The sequence below is a fragment of the Nocardia sp. NPDC004860 genome (assembly GCF_040609015.1).
GTDB lineage: Bacteria > Actinomycetota > Actinomycetes > Mycobacteriales > Mycobacteriaceae > Nocardia.
Window position 1 is genome coordinate 108,075 of record NZ_JBEXJI010000018.1, and the last position, 19,126, is coordinate 127,200.

The following is a 19,126-nucleotide window of genomic DNA, read 5'->3' on the forward strand; positions in this document are numbered from 1 at the left end:
TCATCCTCCCAATCCAGGAAGCGGGGGCAGGCCGGGCAGTGATGGCAATCCGGGCAGTACCGGCGCCGCCGACGATTCGGGTGCGGGCGTCGCGGGTGCGGCCGCCTGCCCGCGCAGTGCGCCGGGGTCGAGTCCGGCGTCCTTGAAGGCCGCGTCGATGAACGGCTGCAGGTACTGTCCCGGCAGCAGATTCATGACGTACGCCTTGAAGAACGGGCCGGAGGCGACCGACTCGCCGAGCGAGGTGATGTACTGGCTGGCCGGCAGAATGGCCTTCGCGAGATCGTCCTTGCGCTGGTTCAGCAAGTCGGTGACGCTGTTGAGCTGCTGCAGCACCGGCCGCAGCTGTTGCTGGTTGTCGTCGATGAGCCCGGCGATATTCGAGGTCACCGAGGCCAGATTGTTCAACAGGGTCGAGATGGCCGCACGGCGTTGATTCAAGGCCGTGAACAGCGTGTTGCTGTCCAGCAGCAGCTTGTTGATCTGGTCGCTGCGCCCGCCGAGCACCTTGGTCAGGGACTCGGCATTGTGGAACAGGTCCTGCACCATCTTGTCCCGTGAGGCCACCGAATCCGACAGGCGCCCAACACCGTTCAATGCGGCGCCGAGATTCGGCGCGGTCTGGTCCAGAGTCCGGCCGAGTGTGCCCAGCGCGTCGGTCACCTTCCCCAGGTCGAGGTCGCTGACCGTGGTCGACAGGTCACCGAGGGCGTCGGTCAGCAAATACGGCGTTCTGGTGTGGTCCAAGGCGATCGGCTGTGAGGGTGACAGCTTCTTGTCGCCACGGGAGCTGACGTCGAGGAATTTGCGGCCCAGCACGGTCAGGGTCCTGATCGAAACCTCGGTGTCCGCGCCCAATGCCGGGCCGTCGACACCGAATTTCACCAGAACCTTGTCGCCTTCCAGATCTATGTTCTCAACCTTGCCGACCTGAACGCCGGAGAGGAAAACCTTGTCGCCCACCGTGATTCCGCCGGTGTCACCGAAATAGGCGGAATAGGTGGTGGTCGACCCGAACCAGGAGGCGATGGTGTCGAACCCGACCGCGATCACGACCAGCACGACGACGATCAGGATGCCGATCAGTCCGGTGCGGGCGGCGGTGTGGGTGGTCTTCTTGTTGCTCTTCTGCTGGCTGCTCATCAGGGTGTGCACCTTCCTGCCCGCTGCCCGATGATGGGGATGAAGACCGGATTTCCGTCGGGACCGTTCACCTTGAGCTGCACATCGCACAGGTAGAAGGTGAAGAAGTCGCCGTAGAGGCCCAGTCGGGAGAGCCGGTTGTAGGCATCGGGCAGGCTGCCCAGCGCCCAGTCGACATAGTCCTTGTCGCTGTTGATCACTCCGGCGAGCCGGCCCGCCTCGGTGATGTCGGACTGGATAGTGGGCCGGGAGTTGGTGAGCAGATCGGCCACCGACCGCGAGGCGTCGTTCACGTGCACCAGCGCGTCGCCGATCGGATCCGACTGTGCGGCGAGGCCGTTGATCAACTGCTGCAGTTTGTCGATGCCGTCGTCGAATTGCTGGTTGCGTTGATCGACGGTGCCCAGCACTGTGTTCAGGTTGCGGATGACCGAGCCGATCAGCTGATCACGGTCGGCGAGCGTCGAAGTCAACTGCCCGGCCTGGCGCAGCAGATCGGAGATGGTGCCGCCCTGGCCCTGCAAAACCGCGACCAGCGAGCTCGACAGGCGGTTGACCTGATCGGGTTGCAGCGCTTTGAACAGCGGACGGAATCCGTTGATCAAGGCGTCCAGATCGAGGGCGGGTACCGTGCGGACCACCGGAATGGTAGTCTGCGCGGGCTGTGGAACGGTGGAACCCGGGGCGTCCAGCAACTCCAGATAGTGTGCGCCCACCAGGTTCTCGTAGCGGACCGCCAATTTGGTCGATTCGGTGAGCGGCGTATCGCGGGTGAGGGCGAACTCGACCACCGCGTTGCCCTTGTCGTTCAGCCGCACCGATTTCACCTTGCCGACCTCGACACCGGCGACCCGAACGAACTCCGCGGCCTTCAATCCCGAGGCGTCGGCGAACTCGGCGCGGTAAACCCGCTCCGATCCGAATCGCGCCTGGGAGAAGACGATGATCACCGCGGTGGTGAAGGCGAGCATGATCACCGCGAATACCGCTAGTTTGACAATGGTTCCGGATATCTTCATCGGCCCGCCGGCCCTCCCAGGATGTGTCCGAACAGGTAGTCCACGAAGTACGGCGAGGCCAGCCGCGGAGCGGTGGCGTCAACGATGTTCGCGCCCGTGTCGGTGACCAGCACCGGTGACGGGTACATGCTGCGCGTGATCGTCGGATAGCACCCGGGCGCCCCGCCAGGACCGCCCGAGGCCGCCACCTTGGGCAGGTTCTCCGGGTATCGATACGGATCGGCACCGCCGAGTAGACCGATATCGAGGTCGAGGGAGTATCCGGTGTTGCCACCGAATGAATGCGACAGAACGTCATTCGTATCGACGGTCTGGTGCAGCAGGCAGGTGAGCTCCGGGCTGTATTTCGCCAGCAGCCCGGCGGTGGGCACGAGCAGCCGCATCGAATCCACGAGGCCGCGCTCGAGGTCGTCGGTCAGTCCGGCGCCCGTCTTGCCGAAGGTGACCGCGGCCTGCAGCATCGACACCAGTTCGGTCTGCTGCGCGACAACCGAATCCGCGGTCGTCGACGCATAGCCGAGCATATCCAGCAGCCGCGGCGCCGCATCGGCGTAGATATTGGTGACAGTCGCGGCGTCATGCAGGTCCTGTTGCAGCTGAGGCATCACCGGATGCAATTGCGCCAGTGTGGAATCCGTTTTCACCAGAGTCTCGCCCAGTTGCTCGCCCCGGCCGCGCAGACCATCCGCGACCGCGGACAGCGCCGCATTGAGCTTCGCCGGATCCACATGCCGCATCACCGATTCGAGGTTCTGGAAGACGGTGTTCACCTCTGTGGTGACGTTCGCCGACCGCACCTGCGCGCCGGGCCGCAGCCGACCCTGGTCGGCATCCGACGATGCCTGCAGCGCAACGTATTTCGATCCAAACGCCGTGGTCGCCTTGATCTCCGCGCGGGTGTCCGCCGACAGCAGCGCGAACCGCCCGGCATCGATATCGAGGTTCAGCCGGGCCCGCCCGTCGCCTTGGGCGACATCGCGCACATGCCCGATCACGACACCGTTCAGCTTGACCTTGGCACCCGGCTCCATCACCAGGCCGGCGCGATCGGCGACCACCGTAATCGGCACGGTGCGTTTCAGATCGCCGTGAAAAGACAACGCGCAGAACAAGACTGCCGCCACGACACCCGCGGTCAGCGCCAGCCCGGCGCGCACCAGCGGCGGCTTGTGATAATGGTTCTCGCCACCCTCACTCATGATTCCCCTATCCCGCCAGATCGAATTTGCCCGAAATGCCGTAGATGGCCAGCGAGGCGAAAAGCACCACCATCACCACCACCGCCAGTGAGGTGCGCACAGCACGGCCAACGGCTTCGCCGACACCGGCCGGCCCGCCCGCGGCGTTGTAGCCGTAATAGCAGTGGATCAGCATCACGACATTTGCCATCAGCAGCGCCTGCAGGAACGACCAAGCCAAATCACTCGGCCGCAGGAACGTGAAGAAATAGTGGAAATAGACGCCCGACGACTGACCGTAGAGGTCTACGGTGATCAGTTGCGCCGCAAGAAAAGACATGACGACTGCGACGGAGTAGATCGGCACGATCGCAACCATGCCCGCGGTCACCCGCGTGGATACCAGGTACGACATGGACGGTATGCCCGTGACCTCGAGCGCGTCGATCTCTTCGCTGATCCGCATGGCACCCAATTGCGCCGTCGATCCCGCACCGATGGTGGCGGACAAGGCGATTCCGGCCGTGATCGGCGCCATGATTCGAACATTGCAGAAGGCGGCGAAGAATCCGGTGAGCGCCTCGACGCCGATATTGCCGAGCGAGTTGAAACCCTGGATCGCGGCCAGCGTGCCACCAGCGAAGGTCATGAAACCGACGATCGCTATGGTGCCGCCGAGGACGGCGAGTGTGCCTGTGCCCATGCCGATCTCGGCGATCAACCGCAGCGTCTCCCGCTTGTACGCGCGCAACGCGTGTGGTGCGTAGCGCGCAGCTCTCCAGTAGAAGATCGCCTGCTCGCCGAAGGACTCGAGGGTCCTGCGTGGCGCGGCGGCAAATGTCGATAACGTTGCCATGGTTACTTTCCCGTTCCGTATTTGACGCCGACCGCCGTGGCGATGACATTCACGGCGAACAGCGCCATGAAGGCATAGACCACGGTTTCGTTGACCGCGTCGCCCACGCTCTTCGCTCCGCCTTTCACCGTCAGCCCGCGGTAGCACGCGACCAGCCCGGCGATCAGCCCGAAAATAAAGCCTTTGGTCTCGGAGATGACGACCTCGGGAGTGCCGGTGACGAACGTCAGCGACGACACATAGGCGCCGGGCGTCACATTCTGAAAGAACACCGAGAATATGAAGCCCCCGACGATCCCGATCGTGATGACCAGTCCGTTCAACAGCAACGCGATCACCGTCGAGGCCAGGACCCGCGGCACCACCAGTCGCTGGATCGGATCGATGCCGAGCACCCGCATCGCGTCGATCTCCTCGCGAATGGTGCGAGCACCCAGATCAGCGCAAATCGCGGTCGCCCCGGCGCCGGCCACCACGAGAACGGTGACCAGCGGCCCGATCTGGGTGACCGCGCCCAGCGCGGCCCCGGCGCCGGACAGGTCGGCGGCGCCGAACTCCACCAGCAGCACATTCAGCGTAAAAACCACCAGCACGGTGAACGGCACCGCGACCATGAGCGTCGGCACCAGCGACACCCGCACGATGAACCAAGCCTGCAGCACGAATTCGCGCCATTGAAACGGCGGCTTGACCATGGCGCGAAATGTCGCCGCGCACATTTCGAAGAAGGCGCCGACGGAACGCAGGGTGTTATCGACCAGCTTGCTGGCCATGGCTTTTCCTCCTTGACACTCACGCCATCGAGAACTCACTCAACGTATGGCGAGAATCACGGGGGGCGCGATATACCCCGGGGGGAAGCAGGCCACCCGATCGGGGGAGATCCCGATCCGCGGTACTGCTCCAGCTACGGCCCTGACGTCGGGTTTTCCGTTGAACGCCACTCGAATTCGCTCGCCTCGGTGACCTCTCCCGGACGTCGGAGCCACCACTCTCCCCCCTTCGGGAGGGGATATCGCCTCTCGCCAGAGGATGTGGCGAAAAAGACCGCTGATCAAGATGGTTTACGGCTAGCAATCCATTCCAGAAGGGTGAGCTGATATGCCGGATCCGATTTCCGTGATCGCGACCATCGTGATGGCCGCGACGGGTGCGATCGACAACTCCGACCTTCCGACAGACGCCAAGCTGAATATCGACAATGCGATCACGGCAGTCGCGTCCTTGCTCGAGCCGAATGCGCCTGCCGCGCAGCCGGATACGGACTCCCTTCCCACGACATCACCGGAAGACTCCGACCAGCCCGCACCCGCCCCACCGTCCGCCCCGCACAACGCCGCTCCTGCGCGGGGGCACGACGACAGCGGATACCCGCTCCCCCCAGACCGTTTCGGATCGGTACCGGTGAGCGATGCCGCAGCGGTGCCGGTGATGGGCGGCGGGAACATCGCCGCATTCGTGCCATGGCTCCGCCAGGCCGGCGCCCTGTGCCCGGGTATCAAGGCACCGACCCTGGCGGCGCTCTACGCCGCCGAGAACGGATTCCGTTACGGCCCCGACGCTCCCGTCTCACCGGCCGGTGCCCTCGGCCCGGGCCAGTTCATGCCCGGCACCTGGGCGATCTACGGCAAGGACGTGCACGGCACCGGCGCGCCGGACGTGTTCGACATCGGCGATTCGGTGATGGCCTCCGGGCATCTGCTGTGTGACAGCTACCAGCAGATCGAATCCTGGAAGGCGCGGGGACTGGTCGCCGGAGACACGCTCGATCTGACCTTGGCCGCATACAACGCGGGTGCCGGAGCCGTGCTGCGATCGGGCGGAATGCCTTCTGGCAGTTACGATTACGAGAACCAGACCAAACCCTACGTCGTCCGGATCCGCGCCACCGAAGAACGCTACGACTGGCTCGACGCGGCACCGGACCTGCTGCGGTTCGCAACGGACCTCGGCCACCGGATCGTCACGCAGGCACTGGAATACCTCGGAACTCCGTATGTCTGGGGCGGCGGCGGTAGTGATGGGCCCAGTCACGGCGGCTTCGACTGTTCCGGGTTGACGTCCTTCGCGGTACACGCGGCCACCGGCGGCACGGTGACCCTGCCGCGCACCTCACAGCGTCAGTGGCAGATCGGCACCGAGGTTCCGCTCGCGGATGCGGCGCCCGGTGATCTGCTGTTCGGCAGCTGGGGCCCCGACGGCCCGGGTCACGTCGCGATCTACCTCGGAGACGGCCGGATGATCCACGCGCCCACGCCCGGCGGCGTGGTCAGCATCAGCCCGATCATGACCGGCATGCACGCCCGCCACCTCGAATGAACGTTGGAGGTCGCGGCACCACTGGGAAGTCCGTCCGGCGGTGCCGCGACATGTTCCATGAAATCAGCCGGCGGACGATACTCTCTGCACCCCGCCAGGGGATATCGGTAGCTCGAAAGGGGTGGATTTCGCTATTCGGTCCGGAAAGGTCAGCGGTTCAGCACGCCGACGTCCGAGGTGTGACCGAGACTGCAGGTCAGGTAGTCGATCTGGCGGTGTATGAAGTACAGTGTCGGCAGCGGAAAGACCATGAATGCCAGATTCATGAACAGGAACTTGAAGCCGAGGCCATAGATCCGTCCCTGACCGATGTCGCCGAATCCCGCCCGGACCTCGGAGATGAAGTACACGCACGTGGTTGCCGTGATCATCGCGATGTGCAGGAACGCCCACCATAGTGCACGCACTCGCTGCTCGTCGGTGGTCTCGGGGCGTATCAGCTTCAGCCACGGGAAGAGCACGGTAGCTCCGCTGCTCACGGCAACCAGTTCCAACGCGAACATATACGCGATGATGCTTGCGGCCAATCCGACGTTGCGCGGCTCGGAAACGCCGGCGATCTCCGAGTATCGCCGCGCTGTCACAGCGGAATTCGCTGCGGAGCTGGGTCGCCGACCGACCCCGTGGTGGTTCTCGCCGCCGGTGCCGTGATCGGGCTGATCTCGGCGCTGATGGATCTGGGCGGGTCCGAGGCCGATCTGGATGCCGCACTGAACACGGCCACCGTACTGCTCGACGCGATCATCGAACAGGCACGGAAGCCGGCCGGAGTTCGTCCGCTATTCGGCCCGCAGTGACCACGCGATGGCCTGTGCCCGGTTGGCCGCACCGAATTTCCGGAGAATGTGCTTCACGTGCGATTTCACGGTGCCCTCGGTGATGACCAGCTGTTCGGCGATCGCGCGGTTGGTGGCACCCGCGACCATCAGCGCGAACACCTCTGCCTCCCGCTCGGTGAGGTCTCCGACATTCCCATAGCCCGCCGGCGCGAGAATCGGTGTGGACTCCTGGTTCTCGGCGTGGCCCTGCCGCGCCATCTCGATTCCGGACTCGCACAGATCATCCATCCGGTCCACCGCGACCGCGAGCAGGTCTCGAACCTGATCGCGCTGTCGGCGCAGCCGCTCGAGCAGGACCGTGCGCTCGTAGATATGACTGAAGCCGTCGGTGAAGGCCCACAACACATCTCGGTCGCCTTCATCGGTGCGCCGCGTCAGGGGCGAATGGTCCGCGTGCACAAACCCCACCACCTCGTTCCCGTGCACGATCGGCGCGACGACGTACGAACGCGACCCCCCGGCGTCGACGATTATCGGCCGATAGACCTGGGCATTGGACGTGTCGTACACCAGCGACGGCCGGCGTTTGGCCAGTAACTGAGCCTCGGGCGCCCGGGGGTCGAGCGGGATGGTGCTGCCGATCCAGTTCGCGAACCAGGATTCCGACTGCCGCTCGGTCGTGAAGTGCGCCAGCCAGGGATGCCACGACTGCCCCTCGACGCGGGACATGACCGCGCGCTGAAAACCGCAGCGCAACACGATTTCCTCGCATGCGATATCCAGCAGCGCCGCGGTATCAGGAATGGCCCGCAATCGGCTCAGGCCGGCCGCGCATTCGGCCAGCCGCTGGCCGCGCTGACCCGTGTCGTGCAGATACAGATCGATGGCGAGCTGCTGTAGTTCGAGGGTCAGCCCGCACAGTCGCTCGGCGGTCGCGGTGTCGGCCGCTTTCACATGGCGTAGGCGGGCGATACAGAAATGGATGAGGTTGGCGACGACTTCCGCCGACCGCCAGGGCCCGTCCCACTCCACACGCGGCAGCGGGGTAGTTCCCCCGACCGTGTCGAACACCGCGTCCCGCAGGACCTCCAGCCGCGCCGCGAGTTCACCCTCGCGCCGCCGCCACCCCTGCCGGATACGACCCGCCGGACTGCACGCGGTGATATCACTGGCCATTGCGACTGCCATAGTCAGATCCGCCGTTCGTTGTTCCTTGCTCGCAGATAGCGTGCGATCGCGCCTGCCCGGTTGGGTGCGCCCATCTTGTGCAGGATGTGCTTGACGTGGGACTTCACGGTGCTTTCGGCCACCGTGAGCCGGTCTGCCACTTGCGCGTTGGTCGCGCCGCTGGCCAGCAGCGCCAGTACCTCGCGCTCGCGAGCGGTGAGTTGCGCCAGACCCTCGGACGGGGAACGCACCGTGCCCTCGAACGCGGGCAACGCAACCACCTCGCTCGCCGGGACCTCTACGGCGGTGCGAATCGCCGGACCCGGCAACCGAACCGACGGGTCCGCGGGGACGTCGAGGAGCTGCTCGGCGCCCAGGAATGCCTCGGACACCAGCTCGCGCTGGCGGGCGAGGCGCGATTCGAGCACAGCTCGTTCGTAGATCAGGCCGACGCCGTCGGCGAAGGTGCGCAGGCTGTCGCGATCGGCCTCGGTCAGCGGTCGCTCCGAGAGAAAGGCATCCGCATGCAGCAGGCCGACCACCGTGCCGTCGGCGACTATCGGCGCCACCACGTATTCGCGGGTGCGCGAGACCTTCATCAGAACACGGAAGGCGCGCGGTTCTTGCTGCGCGTCGTAGACCAGTGCGGGCAGCCGCCGCCTTACGATCTCCGCTTCCACCATCGGCGACGCCAGCGGGATCTCCAGTTCGGTGATGTAGTCACTGAGTTCACGATTGAAGCCGCTGTCATGGCCGTCGGAGAGGAACAACAGCCTGGGTACCCAGCTCGAGCCGCGGACCCTCGAGATCATGGCCCGGTCGAAGGCGCCAGCGGCGCACAGCTCCGCGGGTGCGGCGTCCAGCACCTCGTCGGCGGTGGTCTTCGCGCGCAGCCGCGCGAGGGCTTCGAAGATCCGGCCCGGCGCGTAGCTGGGCTGATCCAGGGCGTGTTTGCGCAGCGTCGAATGCACCGCACTGACATCGGTCAGCAGCTCGCACAGGTCGCCGGCATCGACCGTCCCGCTGTCCGCGGCGGCCAGGCGGCGGTTCATCCGTTCCAGAGTGACGTCGAGCAACTGCAGATACGCCCCGTTCGCACCACCGCCCGCGGCCTGCACCGCCAATTCGCTCACCCGTGCGTTGAGCTCGGAAATACGGGCTACCGACATGGCGAATGTCTGCCCTGATGCTGTTGCCGGTGCCCTCATCGATCCCTCGAACCTCGGGTTAACAATGTGTTTCTGAATTCACTTGGAAGTCATGATCGGTGATGCACATCACTGTGTCAAGTGACCGCTATTGGCGGATCTCGGCTGCACAGTGCTCCGCCTATCGCCACTTTCGGAGCTAACGGTGCCCGGCGAACATGGCACTGTCAGCACCTATGTGACTCGTGATTTACTTTTCCGATGGCATTGCCCGACTCTCTCGCCCATCGACTGACCATTCCCGCCATCGCCGCGCCCATGACGAGCGTTTCCGGACCGGAGCTCGTGATCGCGGCCTGCCGCAACGGCGTGATCGGTTCGTTCCCCACGCACAACGCCGCCACCACGACCGAACTCGACGCCTGGTTGCATGAGATGCAGGCGGCGCTGGACGTCGGGGATCGCACCCGGCCGATCGCCCCGATCGCCCCGAATCTGGTGGTGCACAAGACAAACGACCGCCTCCGCGCCGATCTCGACTGCCTGGTCCGGCACGGCGTCGAACTGGTGATCACCAGCGTCGGTTCACCCGAACCGGTGATCGAACCGTTGCACGAGATCGGCTGCCGAGTCTTCGCCGACGTGTCCAGCATGGCCCACGTGTGGCGCGCACTGGACATGGGTGCGGACGGACTGATCCTGCTCACCGCGGGTGCGGGCGGGCAGACCGGATGGGCCAACCCGCTGGCCTTCGTGCGGGCGGTCCGGCCGCACTTCGACGGTCCGATCGTGCTGGCGGGCGGCATCTGCGACGGTACCTCGATGCTCGCCGCCCAGGTCCTCGGCGCGGACCTGGTGTATCTCGGGACCCGGTTCATCGCGACCGGCGAGAGCCGTGCCGACGACGCCTACCGGACGGCGTTGATCGAGTCGACGCTCGATGATGTCAAGCTGTCCACCCGCGTCGGCGGCATCCCCGCCAGCCTGCTCGCGAGTTGGCTGGCGCTCGACGACGCGCACCCCGCATCCGAGGCTGCCTCCGGCTTCCAGCAGGATCGGCTGCTCCGAAATCGCACGGCCTGGAGCGCGGGACACAGCGTCACCGGGGTCGATGCGGTCACCTCGGTCGACGAGCTGATCGAGCTGATCGGCGGTCAGTACCGGCTGGCGCAGGAACAGCTGCGACTTCAGCTCACCAATAGTTACCTTCAGATCACTTCATAGCCTGCTGGTGGCAGTGATTAGGGAAGTCTCCGAGGTTTTACGCGGTCAAAGGTGGTTTCCAACACCGCCCTTCTTGAGTTAGTGTATCGCCATTCACTAACTCGGTCAGGTTTCCATGCCCGTCCGGGAGGTGATCGCGACACTCGAATCGAAAGGGCGTACGGATGCCCGTACTCAAGTCCGAGGTCGACACCGCATCGTCGACGTATCTGGAGAATCACCGCGTGCAGTCCGCCGCGGTCGGCGCATTGAACGACCAGTTGCGGCTGGTAGCGGCCGGCGGCGGCGAGCGTTACGCCCGGCGCCACCACGATCGCGGCAAGCTGCTGGTGCGGGAACGGATCGAACTGCTCATCGACCGTGATGCTCCGTTCCTGGAACTCTCCGCGCTCGCCGCCTGGGGCACCGAGTTCAATGTCGGCGCCGCCATCGTCACCGGTGTCGGCGTGGTCTCCGGCATCGAATGCATGATCATCGCGCACGATCCCACCGTGCGCGGTGGCACGATGAACCCCTACACGCTGCGAAAGAACCTGCGGGCCTTGGAAATCGCGCGTGTCAACCGGCTCCCGGTGGTGTACCTGGTGGAATCCGGCGGCGCCGACCTGCCGACCCAGGCGGAACTGTTCGTGCACGCCGGCCGGATCTTCCACGAACTGACCGAGATGTCGTCCATGGGCATACCGACCGTCTCGCTGGTCTTCGGCAACTCGACCGCGGGCGGGGCCTACGTGCCAGGCATGTGTGACTACGCCGTCCTGGTCGACCGGGCGGCCAAGGTCTTCCTGGGCGGACCGCCGCTGGTGAAAATGGCCACCGGCGAGGACGCCGACGACGAGGAGCTCGGCGGCGCGGACATGCACACCCGTGTCTCGGGCCTGGGCGACTACTTCGCGGTGGACGAGATCGACGCCATTCGCATCGGCCGCGACATCGTCGCTCACCTCAACTGGAACAAGCTCGGTCCCGGACCGTCGCAGCCTTCCGACGAGCCGCTCTACGACGCCGAAGAATTGCTCGGCATCGCCTCCGGAGACCCTCGCGTCCCGTTCGATCCGCGCGAAGTCATCGCCCGTATCGCGGACGGCTCGCGTTTCTCCGAGTACAAGCCGCGCTGGGGCACCAGCATCGCGACCGGGTGGGCCTCGATTCATGGTTTCCCGGTCGGCATCCTCGCCAACACCCGCGGCGTGCTGTTCAGCGACGAAGCCAAGAAGGCAACGGAATTCATCCTGCTGGCCAATCAGACCGACACCCCGCTGATCTTCTTGCACAACGTCACCGGGTTCATGGTCGGCACCGAGTACGAGCAGGGCGGCATCATCAAGGACGGCGCGAAGATGATCAACGCCGTCACCAACAGTGACGTCCCGCACATCAGCATCAATATGGGCGGTTCCTTCGGCGCCGGAAATTACGGAATGTCCGGTCGCGCATACGATCCCCGCTTCATGTTCACCTGGGCCAATGCCCGGCTCGCCGTGATGGGCGCGCAACAGCTCGCCGGCGTCATGTCCATTGTCGGCAAGGCATCCGCGGCCGCGGCCGGACGCGAATTCGACGCCCAGGCAGACGCCGAGCGCACCGCGGCCATCGAGCGGCAGATCGAGGCCGAATCGCACCCGTTCTTCCTCTCCGCGCGGCTGTACGACGACGGCGTGATCGATCCCCGCGATACCCGTGCCGTCCTCGCAATGTCCTTGTCCGCAGCCCATTCCGCCAAGGTCGCCGGCCGCCGCGGTTTCGGCGTCTTCAGGATGTGAGTAGTCCCATGCCCTCGATTACCAAGCTGCTCATCGCCAATCGCGGTGAGATCGCGTCCCGGGTCATCCGCACCGCCCGCCAGATGGACATCGCCACCGTGGCGCTGTACTCCGACGCCGACCGCGACGCGCCCCATGTGCTCCAGGCCGACGAATCGGTGCACCTGCCCGGAACCGCACCCGCCGACACCTATCTGCGCGGCGATCTCATCCTCGCCGCCGCGCGGCGCACCGGGGCGGACGCCATTCACCCCGGATACGGATTCCTCTCCGAGAATGAGCAATTCGCGCGCGACTGCGCAGCGGACGGGATCATCTTCGTGGGCCCGAGCCCCGAGGCCATTGCCGCGATGGGCTCGAAGATCGAAGCCAAGCGCATGATGGCCGCCGCGGGGGTGCCGGTCCTGCCCGGGGCCACGGTCGAGAACGAGTCGGACGAGGATCCGGACCGACTCAGTGCCGCAGCGCATCTGATCGGCTTCCCCATTCTGGTCAAGGCGGCCTTCGGCGGCGGCGGTCGCGGTATGCGAATCGTGACGGATCAGCATCAGCTGGTCGAAGCTGTGCGCAGCGCCCGGCGCGAGGCCGCGTCCGCCTTCGGCAACGGCACGGTGTTCCTCGAGAAGTTCGTGGAATCGCCCCGGCACATCGAGGTGCAGATCTTCGGCGACAGCTTCGGCACGGTCGTGCACCTCGGCGAACGCGAATGCTCGATCCAACGGCGCTATCAGAAGATCATCGAGGAGTCCCCTTCCACAGCGGTCGACGAGACACTGCGCGACGAACTCGGCCGAGCCGCGGTGGCGGCCGGCAAGGCGCTGTCCTATGAGGGCGCGGGCACGGTGGAATTCGTCATGGCCCAGGATGGCTCGTTCTACTTCCTGGAGGTCAACACCCGGCTCCAGGTCGAGCATCCGGTCACCGAGCTCGTCACCGGCATCGACCTGGTTCGCGGCCAGCTGCTGGTTGCCTCCGGCGCGCCGCTGCCGGAGGAGATGATCGACGCGATGCCACGCGGCCACGCGGTGGAGGTTCGCCTGTACGCCGAAGACGCGGCGGCGGGCTTCATCCCGGTGTCCGGCACCCTGACCACCCTCGAGTTCCCGGCGCTGGACGGCATCCGCGTGGACTCCGGATTCACCTCCGGCTCACAGGTCAGCACCTTCTACGACCCGATGCTCGCCAAGGTGATCGGCTACGGACCCGACCGTGCCTCGGCCTGCGACCTGGTCGCCCGGGCACTGCGCGAGACCCTGGTTCACGGTGTGACCACGAACCGAGACCTGCTCATCGGCATCCTGCGCGAGCACGAATTCCGTTCCGGCGCCATCGATACCGGATACCTCGACCGGCATACGCCGGCCGAGCTGATGGCACGGCCCGCGAATGCCGAATCGGTGGCGGCCGTGCACGCCCTGGTGGCTGCGCTCACCGCCCAGTCGGAACGCCGGACCCGCACCTCGGTACTGCCGGGCCTCCCGTCCGGATTCCGCACCCTGGCCAGCGCGCCCCAATCGGTCTCCTTTCTGACCGGTGACGAGACGATCGACGTCGAATACCGCTTCGACCGCTCGACGCTGACCGCCCGGGTCGGCGACTGGCAGCCGGAAGGCCTCGAGGTCATCGAGGCCGGTGCGGACCTGCTCGACGCCGTCATCGATGGCGTCCGGCGGCGCTACCGCGTCACCCGCTCCGGCGCAACGTATTTCGTCGACAGCATTCTCGGCTCCACCGAGCTTCGCGAGGTCGAACGGTTCCCGGATCCCAGCGATACCCAGGAGGCCGGATCACTGCTGGCCCCGATGCCCGGCACCGTGGTCCGAATCGAAGTCGCCGAGGGACAGACCGTGGCGGCCGGTGATCCGGTGGTCGTGCTGGAAGCCATGAAAATGGAGCACACCATCCGCACGCCCGCCGATGGCATCGTGGTGAAGATTCCGGTTTCGGTTGCGGCACAGGTCGATTCGGGTCAGGTGCTGGCCGTCGTGCAGGACGGAGCGGCCGATGAGTGACGCGGTGCGCTACCAGGTCTGCGATGGCGTGGCCTGGCTGACCATCGACTGCCCCGAGCGGCGCAACTGCCTGAGCAAGGCGGTACGGGACGGGCTGTTCGACGGGGTACGCCGGTTCAACAGCGACGACGCGGCGAAGGTCCTCGTCCTCACCGGCGCCGGTGAGAAGGCGTTCTGCGCGGGCGGCGATCTCGAGGAGATGAGCCAGGAACAGCTGGCGATTCCGCCGATCGACTACGTCCCGCAGTTCGGGCGCAATATCGAGGTCGCCAAACCGACCATCGCCGCGGTCAACGGCGCGGCCTTCGCCGGCGGCTTCCTGCTCGCCCAGACCTGCGATCTGTGCGTCGCCTCGACCACGGCCACCTTCGCGATCTCGGAGGTCAAGGTGGGCCGCGGATCCCCCTGGGCCGCACCGCTTCCGGCGATGATTCCGCGCCGGGTCGCGATGGAACTGGTGCTGACGGGCGCGCCCCTCACCGCCCGCCGGGCCCATGAGATCGGATTCGTCAACGTCCTGACCGAGCCCGATGAATTGCGTGAGCGTGCACAGGAATTGGCGCTTCGGATCGCGGCCAATGCGCCGCTGTCGGTGCTGGCGGGCAAGCGGACGATGGGACTGTCGGTGGAGTATCCGCTGCGCGAGGCATTCGAGCGGGCCGAGGAGATCTGGGCCCCGGTCTATACGAGCATGGACGCGCAGGAGGGCATGGCGGCCTTCGCCGCCAAGCGCGCCCCGCAATGGAGGGGAATCTGATGGGCTTGGACTATCCCGCGCTGCTGCGCGACCTGGAACGCGAATCCGACCGGCTCATCGACTGTCTCTATTCGGCCGCGGAATCGGATTGGGAGGCACCGACTCCCGCCGCGGGCTGGGCGGTCCGCGACCAGATCTCGCACCTGGCCTTCTTCGACGACTTCGCCCACCTGGCCATGACCAACGCGAATCTGTTCCGGGTCGAGGCCGCCGAGCTGACGTCGCTCGGACCTGACTTCCCGGACCGGGCAGCGGAACGATACCGGCACCTGACCCGGTGCGATCTGCTCAACTGGTTCACCGAATCCCGCCAGCGATTGCTCTCCCAGTTCACCACCGACGACCCGAAGCGGCGACTGCCGTGGTTCGGGCCGGATATGAGCGTGGCATCCTCGGCCACCGCTCGGCTGATGGAGACCTGGGCGCACGGCCGCGATGTCTACGACACCCTGGGCGTCGTGGCGCCCCCGAGCCCCGGGTTGCGCAGCATCGCCCATCTCGGGGTCAGCACCTTCGCGTTCGCGCATCGGCTGCGCGGGCTGCAGGTGCCCGCCGAGCCGGTGCACGTCACCTTGAACGCACCCGACCGCGACGAGGTGTGGACCTGGGGACCGGCCGACGCGGACAACCGGATCAGCGGCCCCGCCGAGGATTTCGTGCTCGTCGTCACCCAGCGCCGGCACCCCGACGACACCGAGCTCACCATCCAGGGCGATGTCGCATCGGCCTGGATGGCGATCGCGCAAGCCTACGCGGGCGAGCCGGGACCCGGACGTCCCAGCCGAACCGCCACTGCCCGAAGGGAATTCGACCGATGAGCCGACAGTCCACCCCGCGGCGTCCGATACGCATCGGGAACGCGTACGGGTTCTACGGCGACCGTCTGGCCGCGTTCCGGGAGATGGTGGAGAAGGGCCCGGTCGACGTGGTGACCGGTGACTATCTCGCCGAACTCACCATGCTGATCCTGTGGAAGGACAAGCAGCGCAACCCGGAGACCGGGTACGCGAAGACCTTCATCCCGCAGTTCCAGCAGGTCGCGCACATCTGCGCCGAGCGCGGTATCAAGATCGTGGTGAATGCCGGCGGACTCGACCCCGCGGGGCTGGCCGACCGGGTCCGCGCCGTCATCTCCGAGGCCGGGCTCGACCTGTCGGTCGCGCACATCGAAGGCGACGACCTGATTCCCGAACTGCCACAGTTGCAGGCGGCGGGACACTCGTTCCGCCACCTCGACACCGATGTCACCCTGAAAGAGTCCGGCGTCGAGCCGGTTTCGGCGAACGCCTACCTCGGCGGGTGGGGCATCGCCGCCGCGCTCGCCCGCGGGGCCGATGTGGTGATCACGCCGCGGGTGACCGACGCGGCACTGGTGCTGGGCGTCGGCGCATGGTGGCACGACTGGCGGCGCACCGATTTCGACGCGCTCGCCGGCGCCGTCGCCGCGGGCCACATCATCGAATGCGGGCCGCAGGCCACGGGCGGCAACTATTCGCAGATCCACGAGATCACCGACCGCCGCTATCCGGGTTCACCGATCGTCGAACTCGCTCACGACGGTAGCTTCGTCATCACCAAGCACGACGGCACCGGCGGGCTGGTGTCCCCGGGCACCGTGACCGCACAGCTGCTGTACGAGGTCGACTCCCCGATCTACCTGAATCCGGATGTCGTAGCGCATTTCAACTCGCTGTGGGTGACCCAGTCCGGTACCGACCGGGTCCAGGTGACCGGCGCGACCGGCTCGCCGCCGCCGTCGCGGCTCAAGGTCGCCATGAACTATCTCGGCGGGTACCGCAACACCATGACCCTGGTACTGACCGGGCTCGATATCGAGGAGAAGGCACGCTGGGCGACCGAGTTGCTGTTCGAAATCCTCGGCGGCCGTGAGTCCTTCGACGACGTCGACGTGCAGCTGCTGCGCTATGACCGCCCCGAACCGACCCGGCTGAGCGAAGCGTGCGCGCACCTGCGGATCACCGTGAAGGACCGCGAGCGGGCCAAGGTGGACCGGGCCTTCTCCAACGCGGTGCTGGAGCTGGCCGTCGCCGGATACGCCGGCTTCCACACCACCACCCCGCCGTCCTCGGCGTCGGAGTTCGGCGTCTACTGGCCGACCCTCGTACCGGCAGATGAGGTCGAACAGGTGGTGGTGCATGCCGACGGCACCCGCGAGCCCATCGCCCATTGCCCGCAGACCGACGACGGCTACAGCGGGGTGATCGATAGCGACGAACCGCCCTCGCACGCTTACGATTTCGGCCCGACCGCGCGGCATCCGCTGGGTTCGGTGGCGGCCGCCCGCTCGGGAGACAAGGGCGGCAAGGCCAACGTCGGCATCTGGACCGACACCCCGGAGCGGTGGGAATGGCTGCGGAACCACCTCACCGTGGAGAAATTCACCGAATTGGTGCCCGACGCACAGGGATTCGAGGTCCGCCGCTACGAGTTCCCCAACCTGCGCGCACTCAACTTCGTGGTCGTCGGATTCCTGGGTGACGGCGTCGCGTCCTGCACCCGGACCGATCCGCAGGCGAAGGGACTGGGCGAGTTCCTGCGCGCGACCTACACCGACATTCCCGACAAGCTGGTAGGAGCCTGCTGATGGACTTCGCTGAATCATCCGAACAGCAAGAACTTCGGCGTGCGGTCGCTGCAATCACCGGCAAGTACGGGCCCGGCTATTACGCCGAGCGGGCGCTCGCGCACGAGCCGACGACCGAACTCTGGCAAGAGCTGGCAGACCACGGTTTCATCGGTATCAACCTGCCCGAACAGTATGGCGGGGGCGGTGCCGGCATGACGGAACTCGCGATGGTGTGCGAGGAGACGGCCGCCCACGGGTGCCCGCAATTACTGTTGCTGGTTTCGAGCGCGATCTCGGGTGAACTGCTGACCAAGTACGGCACCGAGGCGCAGCGCCGGGAGTGGTTGCCGCGCATGGCGGCCGGCACCAAGGTCGTCTTCGCCATCACCGAGCCCGATGCCGGATCCAACAGTCATCGGATATCGACGACGGCGCAGCGTTCGGGCGACGACTACGTGCTGAAGGGGACCAAGTACTACATCTCGGGAGTCGACGAGGCCGCCGCTTTGATCGTGGTCGCCCGCACCGGGCTCGACGAAGCCACCGGCGCGGCCCGCATGTCGCTGTTCCTGGTGCCGACCGACGCGTCCGGACTTGTCAAACACCCGCTGCCGGTGGGAATCAGCCTCCCCGAAAAGCAGTTCACTCTGCACTTCGACGAGGTGCGACTCCCGGCCGATAGCCTCATCGGAGTCGAAGGCGAGGGCTTCCGCCAGGTATTCGACGGCCTCAATCCGGAACGGATCACCGGTGCGGCGGTGTGCGTGGGCATCGGCCGATTCGCGGTCGAACGCGGCGCGGACTACGCACGGACCCGATCGGTATGGGGATCGGCGATCGGCGGCTACCAAGGGATCTCGCATCCCCTCGCGAAGGCCAAGATCGAGGTCGATCTCGCGGCGATGATGACCGCGAAGGCCGCCTGGCTGTATGAGAACGGACTGCCGGCCGGCGAGGCGGCCAATATGGCGAAATACGCGGCCGCCGAAGCGGCCGTGGCCGCCGCCGACCAGGCCATTCAGATCCACGGCGGAAACGGGCTCAGCACCGAATACGGGCTGCTCCCCCAGTGGGGGCTGGCGCGATTACTGCGAATCGCGCCGGTCAGCCGCGAGATGATCCTCAATTACGTTGCCCAGCACAGCCTTCGGCTTCCGAAGTCGTACTGATGGAG

General features: G+C 66.0%; 17 protein-coding genes. 9 read left to right on the forward strand and 8 right to left on the reverse strand.

What is annotated here, in order from left to right:
• Genes ABZV44_RS28475 through ABZV44_RS28495 form a run of 5 tightly spaced genes read right to left on the reverse strand, consistent with a single transcriptional unit; the run spans position 1 to position 4,915 of the window.
• Positions 1–1,143 (reverse strand): MCE family protein, encoded by a 1,143-nt coding sequence (locus ABZV44_RS28475; protein ID WP_354842568.1) that lies wholly within the window; start codon positions 1,141–1,143, stop codon positions 1–3.
• Positions 1,143–2,162, reverse strand: a complete 1,020-nt coding sequence (locus tag ABZV44_RS28480) for an MCE family protein (RefSeq protein WP_354842571.1) — start codon at positions 2,160–2,162, stop codon at positions 1,143–1,145. The genes ABZV44_RS28475 and ABZV44_RS28480 overlap by 1 nt, the downstream gene beginning before the upstream one ends.
• Positions 2,159–3,361, reverse strand: coding sequence for an MCE family protein (locus ABZV44_RS28485; RefSeq protein WP_354842573.1), 1,203 nt, complete (start codon positions 3,359–3,361; stop codon positions 2,159–2,161). The genes ABZV44_RS28480 and ABZV44_RS28485 overlap by 4 nt, the downstream gene beginning before the upstream one ends.
• A 7-nt stretch (positions 3,362–3,368) precedes the next feature.
• Positions 3,369–4,196 (reverse strand): ABC transporter permease, encoded by an 828-nt coding sequence (locus ABZV44_RS28490; protein WP_354842576.1) that lies wholly within the window; start codon positions 4,194–4,196, stop codon positions 3,369–3,371.
• A gap of 2 nt (positions 4,197–4,198) precedes the next feature.
• Entirely contained in the window at positions 4,199–4,915 is a 717-nt protein-coding gene (locus tag ABZV44_RS28495; protein ID WP_354842794.1) for an ABC transporter permease, read from the reverse strand.
• Between the two features lie 382 nt (positions 4,916–5,297).
• Between ABZV44_RS28495 and ABZV44_RS28500 the strand changes: the two genes are divergently transcribed.
• Positions 5,298–6,515 (forward strand): NlpC/P60 family protein, encoded by a 1,218-nt coding sequence (locus tag ABZV44_RS28500; protein WP_354842579.1) that lies wholly within the window; start codon positions 5,298–5,300, stop codon positions 6,513–6,515.
• Between the two features lie 149 nt (positions 6,516–6,664).
• Here ABZV44_RS28500 and ABZV44_RS28505 read toward each other — a convergent pair whose 3' ends face one another.
• Entirely contained in the window at positions 6,665–7,018 is a 354-nt protein-coding gene (locus ABZV44_RS28505) for a hypothetical protein (RefSeq protein WP_354842582.1), read from the reverse strand.
• 123 nt (positions 7,019–7,141) lie between these two features.
• On the opposite strand from ABZV44_RS28505, the gene ABZV44_RS28510 reads away from it, so the two are divergent.
• A complete protein-coding gene (locus ABZV44_RS28510; RefSeq protein ID WP_354842585.1) occupies positions 7,142–7,312 on the forward strand; it encodes a hypothetical protein in 171 nt (56 codons plus the stop codon).
• Here ABZV44_RS28510 and ABZV44_RS28515 read toward each other — a convergent pair.
• The gene (locus tag ABZV44_RS28515) at positions 7,295–8,482 is read right to left on the reverse strand and encodes a LuxR C-terminal-related transcriptional regulator (RefSeq protein WP_354842588.1); all 1,188 of its coding nucleotides are present in this window, start codon (positions 8,480–8,482) and stop codon (positions 7,295–7,297) included. The genes ABZV44_RS28510 and ABZV44_RS28515 overlap by 18 nt on opposite strands.
• Before the next feature lie 2 nt (positions 8,483–8,484).
• Entirely contained in the window at positions 8,485–9,630 is a 1,146-nt protein-coding gene (locus ABZV44_RS28520; RefSeq protein WP_354842590.1) for a LuxR C-terminal-related transcriptional regulator, read from the reverse strand.
• A 240-nt stretch (positions 9,631–9,870) separates the two neighbouring features.
• On the opposite strand from ABZV44_RS28520, the gene ABZV44_RS28525 reads away from it, so the two are divergent.
• The 7 genes from ABZV44_RS28525 to ABZV44_RS28555 all read left to right on the forward strand — a co-directional run bounded on the left by ABZV44_RS28525 (position 9,871) and on the right by ABZV44_RS28555 (position 19,121).
• The gene (locus ABZV44_RS28525) at positions 9,871–10,833 is read left to right on the forward strand and encodes a nitronate monooxygenase (protein WP_354842593.1); all 963 of its coding nucleotides are present in this window, start codon (positions 9,871–9,873) and stop codon (positions 10,831–10,833) included.
• A 164-nt stretch (positions 10,834–10,997) separates the two neighbouring features.
• Positions 10,998–12,596: a carboxyl transferase domain-containing protein gene (locus ABZV44_RS28530; protein ID WP_354842596.1), complete on the forward strand. Its 1,599-nt coding sequence runs from the start codon at positions 10,998–11,000 to the stop codon at positions 12,594–12,596.
• 8 nt (positions 12,597–12,604) lie between these two features.
• On the forward strand, positions 12,605–14,608 hold the full coding sequence (locus ABZV44_RS28535) for a biotin carboxylase N-terminal domain-containing protein (protein ID WP_354842599.1): 2,004 nt from the start codon (positions 12,605–12,607) through the stop codon (positions 14,606–14,608).
• Positions 14,601–15,365, forward strand: coding sequence for an enoyl-CoA hydratase-related protein (locus ABZV44_RS28540; protein ID WP_354842602.1), 765 nt, complete (start codon positions 14,601–14,603; stop codon positions 15,363–15,365). The genes ABZV44_RS28535 and ABZV44_RS28540 overlap by 8 nt, the downstream gene beginning before the upstream one ends.
• Positions 15,365–16,183, forward strand: a complete 819-nt coding sequence (locus ABZV44_RS28545; protein ID WP_354842604.1) for a TIGR03084 family metal-binding protein — start codon at positions 15,365–15,367, stop codon at positions 16,181–16,183. Before ABZV44_RS28540 ends, ABZV44_RS28545 begins: the two co-directional genes overlap by 1 nt.
• The gene (locus tag ABZV44_RS28550) at positions 16,180–17,970 is read left to right on the forward strand and encodes an acyclic terpene utilization AtuA family protein (RefSeq protein ID WP_354842607.1); all 1,791 of its coding nucleotides are present in this window, start codon (positions 16,180–16,182) and stop codon (positions 17,968–17,970) included. The genes ABZV44_RS28545 and ABZV44_RS28550 overlap by 4 nt, the downstream gene beginning before the upstream one ends.
• Complete coding sequence (locus ABZV44_RS28555) at positions 17,970–19,121, forward strand: acyl-CoA dehydrogenase family protein (RefSeq protein WP_354842610.1); 1,152 nt, start codon at positions 17,970–17,972, stop codon at positions 19,119–19,121. Before ABZV44_RS28550 ends, ABZV44_RS28555 begins: the two co-directional genes overlap by 1 nt.
• Positions 19,122–19,126: the final 5 nt, after the last annotated feature.

Excerpts from the sequence above, each read along its gene's own strand:
- ABZV44_RS28475 (WP_354842568.1), bottom strand. The coding sequence starts at position 1,143 with ATGAGCAGCCAGCAGAAGAGCAACAAGAAGACCACCCACACCGCCGCC.
- ABZV44_RS28480 (WP_354842571.1), bottom strand. The coding sequence starts at position 2,162 with ATGAAGATATCCGGAACCATTGTCAAACTAGCGGTATTCGCGGTGATC.
- ABZV44_RS28485 (WP_354842573.1), bottom strand. The coding sequence starts at position 3,361 with ATGAGTGAGGGTGGCGAGAACCATTATCACAAGCCGCCGCTGGTGCGC.
- ABZV44_RS28490 (WP_354842576.1), bottom strand. The coding sequence starts at position 4,196 with ATGGCAACGTTATCGACATTTGCCGCCGCGCCACGCAGGACCCTCGAG.
- ABZV44_RS28495 (WP_354842794.1), bottom strand. The coding sequence starts at position 4,915 with ATGTGCGCGGCGACATTTCGCGCCATGGTCAAGCCGCCGTTTCAATGG.
- ABZV44_RS28500 (WP_354842579.1), top strand. The coding sequence starts at position 5,298 with ATGCCGGATCCGATTTCCGTGATCGCGACCATCGTGATGGCCGCGACG.
- ABZV44_RS28505 (WP_354842582.1), bottom strand. The coding sequence starts at position 7,018 with ATGTTCGCGTTGGAACTGGTTGCCGTGAGCAGCGGAGCTACCGTGCTC.
- ABZV44_RS28515 (WP_354842588.1), bottom strand. The coding sequence starts at position 8,482 with ATGGCAGTCGCAATGGCCAGTGATATCACCGCGTGCAGTCCGGCGGGT.
- ABZV44_RS28520 (WP_354842590.1), bottom strand. The coding sequence starts at position 9,630 with ATGTCGGTAGCCCGTATTTCCGAGCTCAACGCACGGGTGAGCGAATTG.
- ABZV44_RS28525 (WP_354842593.1), top strand. The coding sequence starts at position 9,871 with ATGGCATTGCCCGACTCTCTCGCCCATCGACTGACCATTCCCGCCATC.
- ABZV44_RS28530 (WP_354842596.1), top strand. The coding sequence starts at position 10,998 with ATGCCCGTACTCAAGTCCGAGGTCGACACCGCATCGTCGACGTATCTG.
- ABZV44_RS28535 (WP_354842599.1), top strand. The coding sequence starts at position 12,605 with ATGCCCTCGATTACCAAGCTGCTCATCGCCAATCGCGGTGAGATCGCG.
- ABZV44_RS28540 (WP_354842602.1), top strand. The coding sequence starts at position 14,601 with ATGAGTGACGCGGTGCGCTACCAGGTCTGCGATGGCGTGGCCTGGCTG.
- ABZV44_RS28545 (WP_354842604.1), top strand. The coding sequence starts at position 15,365 with ATGGGCTTGGACTATCCCGCGCTGCTGCGCGACCTGGAACGCGAATCC.
- ABZV44_RS28550 (WP_354842607.1), top strand. The coding sequence starts at position 16,180 with ATGAGCCGACAGTCCACCCCGCGGCGTCCGATACGCATCGGGAACGCG.
- ABZV44_RS28555 (WP_354842610.1), top strand. The coding sequence starts at position 17,970 with ATGGACTTCGCTGAATCATCCGAACAGCAAGAACTTCGGCGTGCGGTC.